The sequence below is a fragment of the Pseudomonas sp. Con_6 genome (genome assembly GCF_059379395.1).
In genome coordinates, this window is the sequence record NZ_CM182011.1 from 3,146,721 (window position 1) to 3,162,156 (window position 15,436).

General features: G+C 61.0%; 14 protein-coding genes and 1 pseudogene. 6 read left to right on the top strand and 9 right to left on the bottom strand.

Annotated elements, in window-relative coordinates; genetic code table 11:
• Positions 1 to 56: 56 nt before the first annotated feature.
• The 4 genes from AC5QPF_RS14045 to AC5QPF_RS14060 all read right to left on the bottom strand — a co-directional run bounded on the left by AC5QPF_RS14045 (position 57) and on the right by AC5QPF_RS14060 (position 4,104).
• Positions 57 to 1,022, bottom strand: a complete 966-nt coding sequence (locus AC5QPF_RS14045) for an FAD:protein FMN transferase (RefSeq protein ID WP_494964171.1) — start codon at positions 1,020 to 1,022, stop codon at positions 57 to 59.
• Positions 1,012 to 3,192, bottom strand: coding sequence for a PepSY domain-containing protein (locus tag AC5QPF_RS14050; protein WP_494963796.1), 2,181 nt, complete (start codon positions 3,190 to 3,192; stop codon positions 1,012 to 1,014). Before AC5QPF_RS14050 ends, AC5QPF_RS14045 begins: the two co-directional genes overlap by 11 nt.
• Before the next feature lie 26 nt (positions 3,193 to 3,218).
• Entirely contained in the window at positions 3,219 to 3,689 is a 471-nt protein-coding gene (locus tag AC5QPF_RS14055; protein WP_494963797.1) for a DUF2271 domain-containing protein, read from the bottom strand.
• A 91-nt stretch (positions 3,690 to 3,780) separates the two neighbouring features.
• The gene (locus AC5QPF_RS14060; protein ID WP_494963798.1) at positions 3,781 to 4,104 is read right to left on the bottom strand and encodes a PepSY domain-containing protein; all 324 of its coding nucleotides are present in this window, start codon (positions 4,102 to 4,104) and stop codon (positions 3,781 to 3,783) included.
• A gap of 131 nt (positions 4,105 to 4,235) precedes the next feature.
• Here AC5QPF_RS14060 and AC5QPF_RS14065 point away from each other — a divergent pair, with 131 nt between their 5' ends.
• The 3 genes and pseudogenes from AC5QPF_RS14065 to AC5QPF_RS14075 all read left to right on the top strand — a co-directional run bounded on the left by AC5QPF_RS14065 (position 4,236) and on the right by AC5QPF_RS14075 (position 6,963).
• Positions 4,236 to 4,895, top strand: a complete 660-nt coding sequence (locus tag AC5QPF_RS14065; RefSeq protein ID WP_489079307.1) for a response regulator transcription factor — start codon at positions 4,236 to 4,238, stop codon at positions 4,893 to 4,895.
• Positions 4,892 to 6,253, top strand: a complete 1,362-nt coding sequence (locus AC5QPF_RS14070) for an ATP-binding protein (RefSeq protein ID WP_494963799.1) — start codon at positions 4,892 to 4,894, stop codon at positions 6,251 to 6,253. The genes AC5QPF_RS14065 and AC5QPF_RS14070 overlap by 4 nt, the downstream gene beginning before the upstream one ends.
• Before the next feature lie 90 nt (positions 6,254 to 6,343).
• Positions 6,344 to 6,963 (top strand): annotated as a pseudogene (locus AC5QPF_RS14075) (tyrosine-type recombinase/integrase).
• Positions 6,964 to 7,118: 155 nt separating this feature from the next.
• Here AC5QPF_RS14075 and AC5QPF_RS14080 read toward each other — a convergent pair.
• The 3 genes from AC5QPF_RS14080 to AC5QPF_RS14090 all read right to left on the bottom strand — a co-directional run bounded on the left by AC5QPF_RS14080 (position 7,119) and on the right by AC5QPF_RS14090 (position 11,154).
• On the bottom strand, positions 7,119 to 8,333 hold the full coding sequence (locus AC5QPF_RS14080) for an MFS transporter (RefSeq protein ID WP_494963800.1): 1,215 nt from the start codon (positions 8,331 to 8,333) through the stop codon (positions 7,119 to 7,121).
• A 238-nt stretch (positions 8,334 to 8,571) separates the two neighbouring features.
• Positions 8,572 to 9,582, bottom strand: coding sequence for a proline racemase family protein (locus AC5QPF_RS14085; RefSeq protein WP_494963801.1), 1,011 nt, complete (start codon positions 9,580 to 9,582; stop codon positions 8,572 to 8,574).
• Between the two features lie 3 nt (positions 9,583 to 9,585).
• Complete coding sequence (locus tag AC5QPF_RS14090; protein WP_494963802.1) at positions 9,586 to 11,154, bottom strand: L-serine ammonia-lyase, iron-sulfur-dependent, subunit alpha; 1,569 nt, start codon at positions 11,152 to 11,154, stop codon at positions 9,586 to 9,588.
• 146 nt (positions 11,155 to 11,300) lie between these two features.
• Between AC5QPF_RS14090 and AC5QPF_RS14095 the strand changes: the two genes are divergently transcribed.
• On the top strand, positions 11,301 to 12,338 hold the full coding sequence (locus AC5QPF_RS14095) for a helix-turn-helix domain-containing protein (protein WP_494963803.1): 1,038 nt from the start codon (positions 11,301 to 11,303) through the stop codon (positions 12,336 to 12,338).
• 259 nt (positions 12,339 to 12,597) lie between these two features.
• Here the strand turns inward: AC5QPF_RS14095 and AC5QPF_RS14100 are convergent, their stop codons facing one another.
• Positions 12,598 to 13,047, bottom strand: coding sequence for a GNAT family N-acetyltransferase (locus AC5QPF_RS14100; protein WP_494963804.1), 450 nt, complete (start codon positions 13,045 to 13,047; stop codon positions 12,598 to 12,600).
• Positions 13,048 to 13,092: 45 nt separating this feature from the next.
• Positions 13,093 to 13,584 (bottom strand): DUF1543 domain-containing protein, encoded by a 492-nt coding sequence (locus tag AC5QPF_RS14105; protein ID WP_494963805.1) that lies wholly within the window; start codon positions 13,582 to 13,584, stop codon positions 13,093 to 13,095.
• Positions 13,585 to 13,765: 181 nt separating this feature from the next.
• On the opposite strand from AC5QPF_RS14105, the gene AC5QPF_RS14110 reads away from it, so the two are divergent.
• Together AC5QPF_RS14110 and AC5QPF_RS14115 are read left to right on the top strand one after the other, a co-directional pair.
• Positions 13,766 to 14,113, top strand: coding sequence for a metalloregulator ArsR/SmtB family transcription factor (locus tag AC5QPF_RS14110; RefSeq protein WP_494963806.1), 348 nt, complete (start codon positions 13,766 to 13,768; stop codon positions 14,111 to 14,113).
• Between the two features lie 21 nt (positions 14,114 to 14,134).
• Positions 14,135 to 15,418, top strand: a complete 1,284-nt coding sequence (locus AC5QPF_RS14115) for an arsenical efflux pump membrane protein ArsB (protein ID WP_494963807.1) — start codon at positions 14,135 to 14,137, stop codon at positions 15,416 to 15,418.
• The last annotated feature ends 18 nt before the right edge of the window (positions 15,419 to 15,436 follow it).

The following is a 15,436-nucleotide window of genomic DNA, read 5'->3' on the forward strand; positions in this document are numbered from 1 at the left end:
GTCGCATGCGACAGTGGAGCACCGATTCATATGAGTGTTACTTGCGAAATACCACGCTAGCGGGATTGAATCTGTGCCTGCAACTGTCCGCCGACAATGGAAACTTCTTTGAATCGTTCACCCTCGCGCAGCACGAACAACGCGTCCATCCCGCGCTCCTGAGCCAGACGCAGACCCTCGGTTTCGCCCAGGACCATCAGCGCTGTCGCCCAGGCGTCGGCGAGCATGCACGAAGCCGCCACCACGGTCACGGCGGCGAGCGAGTTGCGCAGAGGCGTGCCGGTGGCCGGGTCCATGGTGTGAGCATAGGACTGACCGGCCACGTCGACCCAGTGTCGATAGTCGCCGGAGGTCGCGATCGAGGCATCGCTGAGCTCCATCACGCCCATGACCTCACGCACACCCCGGTTGGGCTTTTCCAGGGCCACGACCCAGCACTGCCCGTCAGGTTTGGTGCCTCGGGCGCGCATCTCTCCATCGATACCAACCAGATAGCGAGTGATGCCTGATCCCTCCAGGCAACGGGCCAACTCATCCACGCCAAAACCTTTGGCGATGCCACTCAAGTCAAGGTTCAGCGGCGCGCGCTTGCGCACCCGATAGTGATGCGGCTCAACCACCAGCGCGTCGCTGGCTGATCGCCGGGCGGGCGGCGTAGTCGTATCGATAGAATGCGCGGTAACGGTCTGCTCCCCGGGGCCGAAGCCCCAAGCGTTAACCAGGTCACCGACAGCGATGTCGAAGGCGCCGCCGGATTGCTGGCTGACGCGCAATGCAGCAGAAAGCACCGTGGCAAGCTCCTTGGGCACCGTTACCCATACCTGCTCGGGAGCGGCATTCAGGCGGTTGAGGTCGGAGTCGGGCTTCCAGGTGGACATTTGTTGGTCCACCCTGGCCACGGCGCGGGCCAGGTGCTGACCGACTTCGTCGGTATCGATCCCGGTTCCGGCATAAAACAGGGCGGTGTAGCGGGTGCCCATGGTTTCGCCGTTCAGGCTATAGCGCTGCAGCTCAGTAAACATCTTCACGGTAGCGTCCTTGTGCCTTGAGGGTCAGCACGCTGAGGTTAAGAGGCGCCAACACTTCATCAAGAGCCAGCATCACACCCTTGGCCATTTCGCGACTGCCGCATACCAGCACCTGGGCACCTTTTTCAATCAAACGGCGCAAGGCCAGGGCATCGCTGATAAGTCGGTCTTGCACGTAGCTGCGGTCCTGAGCCTGAGAAAAGGCGGCGCGCAATGCCGTCAAGCGGCGGTCTGACAAGTATTGGTTGAGCTCAGGTTCATAGAGGAAGTCCGAAGCCGGGTTGCGTCCGCCCCAATACAAGTGCATTGGATGTCGGGCCTTGTTGTTGCGGATAAAACCGGCCAGAGGACCGATACCGGTACCGGCACCGATCAGGATTACCGGTTGCGTGCCCGATGCCGGACGAAATTGTGGGTTGGGCTGGATGAAAGCGTTGATCTGAGCGCCGATATCCAGGCCATGAAGAAACCCCGAGCACAGGCCACCGTTGTGTTTACGGACACAGATCTCCAGCACGCCGTCCTGGGAACCGCTGGCCAGCGAGTAGAATCGTGGGATCGGGCTGCTCGGGGGCAGAATTCCTACCAGATCGCCGGCCAGAAAGTGAGGCAGTTCACCGCCAGCTTTGAAGCGCAGAACGTGGGTCGGTGCATTCACTTGCTCACCATAGGCAATCCGTTCTATCAGCTCCAATGAATGGGTCTGCGGCTGCTGCGGTGTATGAACCAGGGCCAGCTCCTGCCCCAACACACCGCTCAACGCCTGGCCCCAGCGCGCGAACTCCTGAGGGGACTGTCGGTTGACGGTTTCCAGCGCCAGCAAGGGGGAACCACCGGCCTGCAACATTGCATCGTGGACTTGATGGGCGTACTGACAGAACTGAGCGAATTGACGATCGCCCAGGCCCAGCACCGCAAAGGGCAGGCCTGGCTTGAGACCGGTTTTGGCGAGCCGCGCAAGGAACTGCGAAGCCGAGGCCGGCGCATTACCGTCACCGTGGGTTGCGGTGAGGACGAAAACGCGCTGGGCGTTGCGGTAATCGCCCGCCCATTCATTCATCGCTGCGCTGTGTACCTGATGCCCCTTCTGGTGCAAGGCGTCGTGCAAGGTTTTGGCAAAACCCCAGGTGCTGTTGTTTTCACTGCCTACCAGAATCACGCTGTTCGCGACCTGAGCAGGGCAGTTGTGGCGGATTGCCGGGCCAGCACTGCGGCGACGCCACCATAGCAGCACGCCGGTCACGCTCATCAACGGTACGCAAAGAGCGCATAGCCCGAGCGACAGGCCCAGCCACCAGAGGCCTTCTCCCGTATGTAATTGGTAGATTGACTCATAGAGGTTGTGCATCGAGTCGTAGGCTTGATAGGACAGCCAGGCGCCACTGGCCTGGTCAACGTAGCCTTCGCCCTGGGCCGTGCGCAGTGAAAACACATCTTGAGGGTTGTCGGGGCTCGGGTAGACCAGCTCACGCAGGTCGTTCAGGTCGGTGGCCTGCAAGGCTTGCAGCTTGTCCACCGGCAAGGTCGGGCCGGCGCTGACGTGGGTGGGGAAGGCGGGTTCAGGTTGACTGCCGTCGGCGATCACCCCAAAAGTGCTGGCAGACATGTAGATCCCGCTCAATGCCGATAGCAAAAGCCCGAGCAAGGCCAGTCGCCCGACTTCAGCATGCCAGCGCTGGCTGAACGTGCCCCGCAGCGGCCGCAGCAGGTTGTGCCAGCCACCCAGGCGCCGGGCCAGCAGTAGCGCGCCGGACACTGACAGTACCAGCATGAACAGAGCACCAACACCCGACACGCCATGGCCTGGAGTGCCAAGGAACAGTGAGCGGTGCAGGTCTTTCACCCAGCGGGAGAACGCGGATGGCTCGTAAGGGGCCAGACCTTGTCCGGTCAGTGGATCGACCTTTTCCGCCCCGGCTTGGCCGTTCTGGTTGTAGTAGACGATCACCGTGCCGGACGCGGAACGCTTGATCTGCTCCACGCCGGTAAAGTGCTTGGCAACGCGCCCGGCCAGTTGGCCGACGTTGAGCTCTCCGGGAGAAGTGGATGTGTTGTGCAGACGGTCCATCGTTGGCTCGACAGCCAGGATTGCGCCGCTGATGGCCAATACCATGACCAACAGGGCGGCGATCAGGCCAGGAATGGAATGGAATTGACGAAGCATGTTCAGCCTCCAGACGGTGGCGAGTGCTACAGATCGTAAGTAAAGGCGTCGACGTAGGCATTGCCGGTCGCCGGCTTGCCTGAGCCCGTAGACGTCAGGGGTACGCTGACATCGCCGCGGGCATCTCGTTTGTCCTCGACGGCGCTGTCGATGCGGATCTGATACCCGGCGTCAATCAGGGTGTCTGCCAGTTCCACGCTGACTTTGAGCGTGTTCCCACTGCCGACGCTGGCGCCGCTGACTCCGTCGAACTCGCTCGGGCTCATCCCGCTGCCACGGGCCCAGTCGCCGAGGTGTTTGTAATATTTGGCCTTCTTCCCGGCCAGCCAGAGGGTTTTCTGGTATTGGCCATTGGCGTCGGTTACGTAGATCGCCAGGTACGCCTCGTTGCCGCTGTAGTTCTTGAGCTGCGTGGTCAAGGTCACTTCCCGGGCCTGCGCCAGCGACGGCAGGGTAATGGCGCCGACGAGGCAGATTGCTGCGATGATTTGTTTCATGAAGGTGTCCTCTTGATCGTTACGTCGAGAGCCTGAACCTGCTTGCTGACAACAACCTGAAGCGCAGGAAAACGCAGCGGCAGGTCAGGTGTCATTCGGTGGGCAGCCTGCCGAGGTAATCCTTGACCTCGCCGTCGCTGCGGAAGTGGATCTTGAGTGTGTGCAGGCGCAGCGATGCCGGTGAATAGCTGGCTTCGATGTCATTACCTTTGCGGTCCAGGCCCTTGAGCTCGTAACAACCGTCGTCGACCTTGATGCGCTGCACGTTCCAGCCATATTGCCGCTCTACCTGTTGACGCAAGATTTCGCGAGGTTGCCATTCGCTCATCGGGTCGCTGCAGTCGTCGCCGGCAAAGGCGTAAGCGCTGAGCAGAAGGCTCAACAACGTCGCACTGGCAATAAAAACCGATTTCATGATCTTTCTCCTGCCGGATCGGCGTCTGTGGCATACCCTAAGGTGCGTTCCTGACAACCAGCTGAATCTTCAGATTCATCTCAGGTCAGGTGGTTAAGGTGCGGCGCGACAGTCATCACAGGAGGTGTCGAATGCGGGTTCTATTGGTCGAGGATGCCTCAGGCTTGGGCGATGCGGTGCGTGAGCAGATTGCCGACGACGGCCACGCCGTCGATTGGGTACAGCGGCTGGACCACGCCCGCAACAGCGTCCGCACCACGCCTTACGATCTGATTCTGCTCGACCTGATGCTCCCGGACGGGCGCGGGCTGGACTTTTTGCGTCAACAGCGGTCGGCAGGGGACGTGACTCCGGTGATTATCCTGACCGCCCAGGATCAGATATCCGATCGTATCGCTGGCCTCAACGCCGGTGCCGACGACTACCTGGTTAAACCGTTCGATCTGTTTGAGCTCTCGGCTCGTGTGGCGGCGGTGGCCCGGCGTTATAGCGGCAACCCTAATCCACAGATCAAACTCGGAGACTTGCAGGTCGATATGAGCGCCCGCACGGTACAACGTGGCAGTGCGACGGTGGACCTCACTGCGCGGGAGTGGGCGCTGTTCGAGGCATTTGTGCAACGCCCGAGCGCGCTGCTGTCCAAGTCGCAACTTGAAGAGCGGCTGTACGCCTTCGGTGCCGAAATCGAGAGCAATACCATCGAGGTCTACATCAGTCGTCTACGTAAAAAACTCGGGCGTGACCTGATTGAAACCGTGCGGGGCATGGGCTACCGGTTGGTATCTGCATGAGACCGTCCTCGAGTCTGCAAAAACGTCTCGGTCTAGGGCTGACACTGGGTACGACGTTGCTCTGGCTGGTTGCGACAGTCGGCGCCTGGCTAGTGGTGCAACATGAGTTGAACGAGGCGTTCGACAGTGCGCTGGAAGAGACCGCACAGCGCATCCTGCCTTTGGCTGTGCTGGAGATCAGCAACCGGGACGAGCCACGTACTGCGCAACAGGTCGCGACCCTGAAAATGCACAAGGAATACCTGACGTACCTGGTACGTGATGCCAAGGGCGAGATTCTGATGCAATCTCACGACGCCAACCCGGGGATTTTCAATCAACGACCGACGGAAGGCTTCACCACTTCTGAAAAGTACCGGTTGTATGGCGCCAGTGCATTGCGCCAGACGTTGTTCATCGAGATAGCCGAACCGCTCGCTCATCGTCGTGAAGCCGCAAGGGAGGCCTTGTTTGCTTTGCTCTTGCCTTTAATGGCGTTGGTTCCTGTCAGCCTGTTGGGTACCTGGTTGTTTGTGCGTTTCAGCCTGCGCAGTGTGCTGGCTTACCGGCGCGCCATTGAGGCGCGGGGTGTGGGTGATCTGTCGCCAATCAAGGTGGAGTACTTGCCAGCAGAAATCGATCCGTTGGCTGAGGCGGTCAATCACCTGCTGGAGCGCTTGCGCAATGCGCTTGAGGCTGAGCGCAGCTTTACTGCCAACAGCGCACATGAACTGCGTACACCGCTGGCATCGACTCTGGCACAGATCCAGCGATTACATCACGAAGCGCCTGAAGGCCCGTTGCGAATGCGTGCGCAGAAGATCGAGAGCTCATTGCGTGAGCTTTCGCGGCTTTCGGAAAAGCTCATGCAGTTGGCCAAAGCTGAGGGCGGCGGCCTGCTGTCTGAAACGCCACAAGACCTGATCCCCTTGCTTGCTCATGGAGTGGAGGAGTGGAACCAGCGCAGCGGACAGCGCGTTGAATTGCAGTTGCCAAGCCAGACCGGCGTGTACTCGATCATTGATCCGGACGCCTTTGGCATTCTGTTGCGCAACCTGATTGAGAATGCTCTGAAATATGGTGCAACGGACCAGCCGGTCGAGGTCAGTCTCACCGAACAGGCACAACTACGGGTTATCAATAGCGGCCCGGTGGTGCCGCAGTCGGTACTAGAGCACCTTACCGAGCGATTTGTGCGCGGTCATAGCGAGATCAGCGGTTCAGGGCTGGGCTTGGCGATTGTCAAAACCATCGTGCAGGGGGTAAACGCCAGGATGACGCTTTGCTCGCCGGCAGCAGGCCGACCGGATGGGTTCGAAGTCTGTATCTGGCTACCGCTTGCCCCATTGGACACATGGCAGGGATTCTCCAGAACCTAGGTGGGGTTGGCGATTACCGTCTGTTTCGGGTCGTTAGCGACCGCTGCTCTGGCTCACCATCCTTGTCCTCCCACACGTGGAGGATTTGCCATGAGCATCATCGCAATCTGCGGCCGTCAGCCCTGGAACAAAGGAAAATTGGTCGGGCAGAAAGCCCCGCTCCGACTGAGAGATATCTGGGCTATCCGAGTAAGGCTTCAAATTGGAGAGAGAACCCGTGACCTGGCTCTCTTCGATCTGGCCATCGACAGCAAGCTACGAGCCTGCGATCTGACCAAGCTTCGCGTACGCGACGTTGCTCATGGGGAGCACGTGTCATCGCGAGCGATAGTGATGCAGCAGAAAACTCAGCGGCCCGTGCAGTTTGAGATTACAGAGCAAACGCGGCTGGCCCTACAGGCCTGGATACATCAAGCCCATCTCCACAGCGAGGATTGTCTTTTTACAAGCCGGCTACACGCCTCAGCGCATCTCTCCACCCGGCAGTACGCCCGAATCGTCAAGCGTGGATAAAAGCTATTGGCCTTGATCCAGCCATGTACGGCACCCACACGATGAGACGTACGAAGGCATCACTGATCTATCGCAGGACGAAGAACCTGAGAGCAGTTCAGCTCCTGCTCGGTCATACAAAGCTTGAAAGCACGGTGCGATACCTAGGTATTGAGGTCGATGACGCATTGGAAATGGCGGAGCAGACGGAGGTCTGAAAGCGTATAGCGACGGTCGAGATATGACCGTCGCTAACCGACCCTCAACTGCCCTTCACGAAAGAATGAAATCGGCCAAAAGCAGACATTACCGCTGCCTGCTTCTGACCCCGACTTAAGCGCTTCCCCTGGCCGGGGGCATCACACGCGTTGCTTCAAGCCCGTGCAGGCTCCGGCGCAAACGCTTGGCAGATCACCCCGCCCAGCACCAGCGCACCAATACAGATGCCCAGCGTTGCTTGTACGCCGTGGGTCTCCATCACGATAGGCAGCAGGAAGGTCCCGCCCGCTGCACCCAGCCGGCTCATGGCCACCGAGAAGCCAATCCCTGAAGCCCGCAATTCAGTCGGAAACAGCTCGGGCAGATAAGCATACTCAAGCACCGTACACCCCGACATCACCACCGCGAACGCCGAGAACAACACCACTGCCAGCAACGGTGGCATGCCCGCCCACAGGGTTAGCACCAGCAGCACGGCGGCGCAGAAGTAGAAGCTGCCGATCAGGAAAGCACGACGGCTGATCTTGTCGACAATCCAGAACCCGGCCAGGATGCCGACGAACAGGAAGATGTTGTAGATGATCGAGCCCGCCTCGCTATTCTCCACCTTGATTGCTTCCAGCACCCGCGGAATGAACGTGCCTAGTGCAAAGAACGGTATCACCTGGCAGAAGTAGAACGCAGCGCCCACAAAAGCGTTCTTGCGCCATGTACGGCTGAACAACTGCGCCCAACCGGCCTTCTTCTGTACGGCGCTTTGCTCCGGCAGTGCAATATCGGTGCCCATGTGCTGTTCGACGATGGCCTGCGCTTCCTCCCGGCGACCCTTGGAGATCAGCCACAGCGGCGATTCAGGCGTGCCCATGCGAATCAGCAGAGTGACCGCAGCCGGAACAAAGCTGCTGGCCAGAGCCCAGCGCCATGCGCCTTCCCCCATGTTTTCTATTAGCACACCGGCAAAGTAGGCGAACACAAAGCCCGCTACCCAGGCAATCATCACGGCGCTCATGATACGACCGCGATGGCGCTTGGGTGCCAGTTCGCTGACCAGCGAAAGGCTGACCGCGTAGTCGGCGCCAATCGCCAGCCCTAGCACCAGGCGCAACGCCAGCAACTGCTCAGGGGAAGTGACGAAGAATTGCAGCACCGCAGCAACGGCGAACACCCAGATCGTCAGGTTGTAGATGCCCTTGCGGCCGATACTGTCGACCACCGAGCCGGCCAGCAAGCTGCCGAACAGAATACCGAGCAGGGAGCCAGCGGCAATCAAGCCTGTCCAGAAATTGTTCAGGTGCAGGTCACCGGCGGCCATGCTCAGGGCGATGCCGATCATGCCGATGATGAAACCATCGGTGAACTGGCCGCCCATGCCGCCGGCAATCGCCTTGACGTGTACGCGCCGCAGCGGCGCGTCATCGAAGGGGATCGAGCCGGGTGAAACGGAATCCGAGTATCCAGTAACGACTGTACTCATGGTGTGCCTCGCTGTTTTTATAGTTGGCGTCGGGTCAAAGGGTGTGGATCGGTTTTTCAGGGTTGAGCGAATCCGTCGCCCGGTCACAAGGCCGGCCTGGCAGGTGGTCGTGCTGCGTGTAAGTGGTGGCTATCTAGTCGGCATCCGGCCCCCAGGTGTCTGAGAGCACGTAGCCGCAGGCGTAGGGGTCTTTGGTATCTGCCCAGTATTTCTCGTGGGAGTAGAGCCAGGCCCTGCCGCTGATTTCATGGGTGATGTTGCCGCTGAGGGGTTCGGCCTCCTCGACGATCCGGCACTCGAACGTGCTGCCGATCAGGCTGTGGAAGGTCACGGGCTGGTTCAGTGCCACCAGGCCACGTCGGTGCAGGGTCGCCAGCCGTGCACCGCTGCCGGTGCCGCAAGGTGAGCGGTCGACGCGGCCGGGATGGATGATGTTGCAGTTCAGCCGTTTGCCGTCCTCGTTGTCGGTGAACATCACGTATTCGATCTTGCAGGTGCCCATTTCCGGGCGCTGCGCGAGGTGAATCTGCTCCCGGGCGGCTTGCTTGATGACGGCGGCCAGTTCAACCAGCCGTCGCGCCGCCTGCTTCACCAGGCGCACGCCTAGTTGCTCGGCCTCGACCAGCACAAAGAAGCAGCCGCCATAGGCCACATCCACGTTCAGTTGCCCAAGGCCGGGCACCTCCAGTGGGTGGTCCAGGTGCTCGACGAAGCTGGGCGCCATCTTCACCGTTACCCGTTCACACTTGCCGGCGCGGCACTCGGCCCGCGCCTCCACCCGCCCGGCCGGGGTCTCGATCACCACCGTGGTAAGCGGTTCGTGCATGACGATCGTGCCCATTTCCAGGGCGGCGGTGGCCACGCAGATGCAGTTGGAACCAGACAGTGCGTGGGCGCCGTCGGGCTGCAAGGGGATGAACGCGATGTCCGCCGAAGCATCCACCGGTTCAAGCAGCAGGTTCACGGTCATGTTGGCCGAACCGCGAGGTTCGAAGAGGCAGCGCCGGATCAGGCTGTCATCCACGTGATTGAGGTAATCCATCTTTTCGCGAAGTGTGTGTCCGGGAATAGCGGGTGCGCCCTTGATCAGCACCCGGCCAATTTCGCCTTCTGCGTGTACGCCCGCCAGTTCAATGATTTCCATGCTTCAGGCTCCCAGGTTCTTGACAGCGACCAGGCGCAGCGCCGAGGGCGTGGTCGCGCAACCGCCGCGCGCCGTGCAGCGCAGGTCGGGGTGCATCATGTTGCCTACCTTCACGGTCTGCTCGACCAGTTCATCGAAGGGAATGACCGCATCGAAGCCGCCCAGTGCCGCAGTACTGGCACTCCACGCATGGCCTACGCCGGCGATGTTGCGGGCGTGACAGGGGATCTCCACTTCGCCACCCACCGGGTCGCAGATCAGGCCCAAGGTGTTCATCAGGCAGATGGACGCGGCGGCGAGGATCTGCGCCGGCGTACCACCGAAGTAGTGAGTGATGCCGGCCGCCGCCATGGCTGCCGAGGTGCCGGTTTCCACGGAGCAGCCGCCCGTTTCTGCGGCGTAGGAGCCGCGCACCGCGAACAGCGCGCCAATCAGCGCCATCACTTTCAGGCTGTCGCTCAGCGCATGGTCGCTGGCTCCGAGCGCGCGCAGTGCGTGCAAGCAACCGGGCACGATTCCGGCGCTACCCGCGGTGGGCGCAGCGCAGACGACGCCGCGGCTGGTGGTTTCTTCCATGGCCGCCAGTGCGCCGGCGATCGCGGTCTTGAGGAAGCTGGTTTCCAGCGGCTCCGGAAGAGGGGTGCGGGAAAATCGGCGGGCCGTCGGGCGCAGGTATTTCATGCCGGCGCTGTCTTCCTTGGCCAGGCCGGCGTCCACCGAGGCGGCCATCAACTGCACGCGTTCATCGAAGCGCTGCTGGACGGCTGCCAGGTCCAGCCCGAGCCGGCCGCATTCGTAAGCCATCGCATAATCGGCCAGGTCAGCGTCCGCAGCTATACGTTGCAGCAGTTCGCTGGCGCCCAGCAGGGTACGTTCGCGGTTGTACACCACTTCCTGGGTGGGGCTGGCCAGGCGCACCCTGCGCAGGCCAGCCAGCCCGCGCAGGTCGGCGAGCATCCGGGCCGATGGCGCGACGGTGAGGGCGTAGAGCCTCATGCCTTCGAGCGCGCGCTGCTCCGCAACCTGCGCGCCTTCAAGGTAGGGCAACAGGTCGCCTGTTGCCGCAACTTCGTGTTCGACAATCAACGTGTACGCGGCGCCGTCCACATTGATGTGCTGGCCATTGAGGTGGGTAACCAGAAATGTGCCGCCGCCGAGCGACACGCCCTCGAACACATCGGTGCGTTCCTGGGCATGGATGCCAGTGACGCAGACGTGCAGATCGACCCGGTTCGGATGGTCGTTACGATCCAGCGGCCCAATGCGGATGGCGAACTCGAAGTCTTCCCCTCGGCAAGCGTGTTGCAAGGCCTGCCTGTACGCTTCGGAGGTGATCGCCACGCCCGCCAGCCCGGCCGCAAAGCCTTCATCGCTGCCCTGGTTGTTGTATACCTCGGCGAACGAGCCAGAAGGGTCAAAACGGATGACCACCGATTTCAACCGCTCCCCAGGGCCGAGCGCCAGTTCCCGCACGGTTCGGCCAATCATGTAGGGTGCGGCAGAATGAGAGCTGGAGGGGCCACGCATCACGGGGCCGATGACGGTATTGAGCAGGCTGATGTCTTGGGTCATGAACGCTTCCAGGGGTGCGGTCTTGGATTTATGGCCGGGCTCAGGCTTGCCCGTTGAAAAATCATAGGGGGGAAGGTTGCGGCAGAATGAGTACACAGCCGACATCAGCAGGTATTATCCGGACATCAGGTATGAGGATGCTGACGATGGACACCCCCAAGGTGAATTTCCCCTCTCCGGTGGACGATCATCTGCCGAGCGTGAGCGTGCCTGGCCTGTCGGTGGGGTTTGTGCTGTTGCCGGGTTTTACCCTGATGGCGTTTTCCGGCTTCGTCGAGGTATTGCGGCACGCGGCCGACAAAGGCGACAAAAGTGATCAGGTACTGTGCCGCTGGAGGTTGATGGCTGCCGACCGGTCCATGCTCAAGGCCAGTTGCGGGCTGGAGGTACGGCCGGAGGCCGCGCTGGAGGACCCAGCGCAGTTCGACTACATCGTGGTAGTGGGCGGGCGAGTGCCGCGGCCTCTGGACTATGATCGCCGGGTGCTGGAGTACTTGCGCGCAGCCCAGGCGAGCGGAGCGGTGGTGGTGGGGGCCTGCACCGGTTCCTTTGCATTGGCCAAGGCGGGGTTGATGGACGCCGTGCACACCAGCGTTCACTGGTATCACTACAGCGAATTCCAGGAGTACTTCCCCTGCTCGATCCCCGTGACCGATGAGATATTCATCGTCGACAAAGGCATCATCACCTGCGCGGGTGGCACATCGACAATGGATCTGGCGCTTTATCTGGTCAGCCGGCATTGCGGCGTTGACCGCGCGACGAAGAGCCTGAGGCACCTGATCTCGGACCAGATGCGCGGGGCCAACCATCCGCAGATCCCCTTGCTGCATTCGGACTCGAAGGCCTTTGCGCTAGACGGTAAGGTGCGCAGGGCAGTGTTCCTGATGCATCAATATATCCGTGCGCCATTGTCGATTGCGGAAATTGCCGAGAAAGCGAACATCGGTGAGCGGCAACTGTCGCGTCTGTTCACCAAGCACCTTGGAGTGACACCTTCGGAATATTACCGGCGAGTCAGGCTGGAGCAGGGATGCTGGTTGCTGGAAAGCACGGCGAACCCGGTGACGCAGGTGGCGTATGAGACCGGGTTTACTGACTTGTCACATTTCAATCGGCAGTTCTCTCAAGCGTATGGGATGCTGCCCTCGCAGTGGCGGGACCAGGTGCGTGCTCCGTTGTAGCGAGCTGACAATCCCGGACGCAGCATAAATACCCTTTTAGGCGGCAAAGGAAATGTCTTTTGTTGTAAGCGCGGGCGGGCATCCAGGCTTGGAAGGAAAGGCCAGGTTCATGCGTTGCCAGGATGAATGGAGAGGCTGCTTTCGATTCATAGCATTGCGTCCCAATGTCAGCTTTGGGTCGTGAGTGGCCCTCCAAGAAGGGCCGCTATGGGTCGATTGCTGCCCTTTCGAACATTCGCTTTGGGTCGAAAACACCCCCTCAGCTGACCCGTCGCCTCTCCATCGGCTGATAGACCAGCCCGGCGAACTCGCCGACATCTCCCGCCAAGGCAAAACCGTACCGTTCATAAGCGGCCACTGAAGACAGTGAGGCGCGTACCGTCAACACATCAGCGCTGACGTGCTCAAGGGCGGCATTCATCAGGCGCGTGCCAATACCGCGACGCTGCCAGGCCGGTGCGACGAACAGCATCGCCACGTGACGCCCTTCCTTCAGTTCGATCAGCCCGGTCAGTGCTCCGTCTGCGATACAGACCAGCATCAGGTTGTCACCTGCCATTCGTTCGGCAAACGCTTGCTGCGCGGCCACTTTGCCGAAGGTTTCCACGCCTTGCGCGGAAAGCGAGGGCGCCACTGCCAGCCTGAACGCTTCCAGACACAGGGCGCTGGCGTCCGGGAGGTCATCGTCAGTCATCTTGCGTATCTGCATGCTTGTCGTCCGTGAGTCGAGTGGGGGGGCTGAACGATCTTCTCGTCAGATCAGGATGTAATCGCTGTGCTGCACGATCCCACGATGTTCGCCTTCGACCAGGTGCACATACCGTCCGGCCACCAGGTCGACGGGGAGGCAATCGTCCACATCGAGGACCGCGTCGGTGTGGGGTTTCAACCAACCTGCACCCATGCGTTGCTTGCCCAGCTGCTTGGCCGTGGCTTTATCAGGCGCGATCACCAGCAGGTAGCGATGTGCTTCGCCGAACACCTGCCGCTCGTATCCGCCGAGATTCAGGAAGAACAGGCGCATGGCCCCAGGTGCAGGAGCGGCCTGGCTGAATTCGATGCGATAGCCCTCGACACCGTCGACTTCCAGCCAGGAATCGATGTGTAGTCCCTTCGGGCTGCCGAACCAGTCGGCGCGCAGTTGTGGGTAGGTGTGTTCCAGCGAGTCGGCCTGGGCGAACAGCACGTCGTGGACTTCGATGCTGGCGCGAGGATGGCGTCCTCCCAGCATGACAACGTAGAGCATGGAATGTCCTGCGGTTTCAAAAGGGGTGTAACGGGGCGCATGTTAACAGGGGCTGAGACTGGAACGCCCACGGGAGTGTTCACGTCAGCCGGGACTGCTTCCCGAGCAACGCTGAGGGAGGCTTCTTGCATGAATATATGGATACCCATATATTTGTTTTTCCATATGTTTCGGTACTGCCATGATCACGCCACCCGAAGTCTTCAAAAGCCTGTCCGATGAGACGCGCGCTCGCGCCACCCTGCTGATCGCCAGCCTGGGAGAACTCTGTGTGTGCGAACTCATGTGCGCGCTGGCCGACAGTCAACCCAAGATCAGCCGCCATCTCGCGCAATTGCGCAGCAATGGCATGTTGCTGGATCGCCGCCAGGGCCAATGGGTGTATTACCGCCTCAATCCGGAATTGCCGGCCTGGGTCCACGAGATGCTGCAGGTGACCTTGCAAGCCAACGCGCAATGGCTGGCTGACAACGCCCTGCGACTGAAGTGCATGGATGGCCGCCCCGTTCGTGATTCCGCCTGCTGTTGATCACTACTCAACGAGATGTTCATGCTGGTAGCTCTTGCTGTATTCGTCTTCACCCTCACACTGGTCATCTGGCAACCCAAAGGACTTGGGGTCGGCTGGAGTGCTTCCCTGGGGGCGTTCATTGCCCTGGCGGTCGGTGCCGTTTCCCTGCAGGACATCCCCACCGTGTGGGCGATCATCTGGAATGCCACCGCCACCTTCATCGCCGTCATCATCATCAGCCTGCTGCTGGATGAGGCCGGTTTCTTCGAGTGGGCCGCGCTGCATGTCGCGCGCTGGGCAAACGGCAGTGGCTACCGTCTGTTCGCTTTCTGCGTGCTGCTCGGCGCCGCCGTTTCGGCGCTGTTCGCCAACGACGGTGCGGCGCTGATCCTCACGCCCATCGTCATGTCGATGTTGCTCGCACTGCGCTTCTCGCCCGCCGCGACGCTGGCCTTCGTCATGGCCGCCGGCTTCATTGCCGATACAGCGAGCCTGCCACTGGTGGTCTCCAACCTGGTGAACATTGTCTCGGCCGACTACTTCGGCCTGGGCTTTGCCGAATACGCCTCGGTGATGGTGCCGGTGAACCTCGTCAGTGTGATGGCGACCTTGCTGGTGCTGTTCCTGTTTTTCCGCCGTGATATCCCGCAGCAGTACGCGATCGCTGCGCTGAAGAAGCCGAGTGAGGCGATTCAGGACCGCGCCACCTTCAAGGTCGGGGGTGGGGTGCTGCTGGCGTTGCTGGTCGGCCTGTTTGCCCTGGAGCCGCTGGGCATCCCCATCAGTGCGGTGGCCGCCGTCTGCGCCGTCGTTCTGTTTGCCGTGGCCGCACGCGGTCAGCGCATCTCGACCCGCCGTGTGCTGCGCGAGGCGCCCTGGCAGGTCGTGGTCTTTTCGCTGGGCATGTACCTGGTGGTGTACGGGCTGAAGAACGCCGGCCTCACTGATCTGCTCACCCAGGTACTTGACCGGCTCGCCCAAGGGGGACTGTGGAGCGCGGCCATCGGTACCGGGTTGATCGCCGCGCTGTTGTCCTCGGTGATGAACAACATGCCCAGTGTGCTGGTCGGTGCCTTGTCGATCCAGGCCAGCGGAGCCGAAGGGCTGGTGCGCGAAGCGATGATCTACGCCAACGTCATCGGCTGTGACCTGGGCCCGAAAATCACGCCCATCGGCAGCCTTGCCACGTTGCTTTGGCTGCATGTGCTGGCGCGCAAAGGTGTGCGCATCACCTGGGGTTACTACTTCAAGACCGGCCTCCTGCTGACCCTGCCGGTCTTGCTGATCACGCTTTCGGCCCTGGCTCTGCGCCTGAACCTCTGACGTCCGCCATCAACCAAG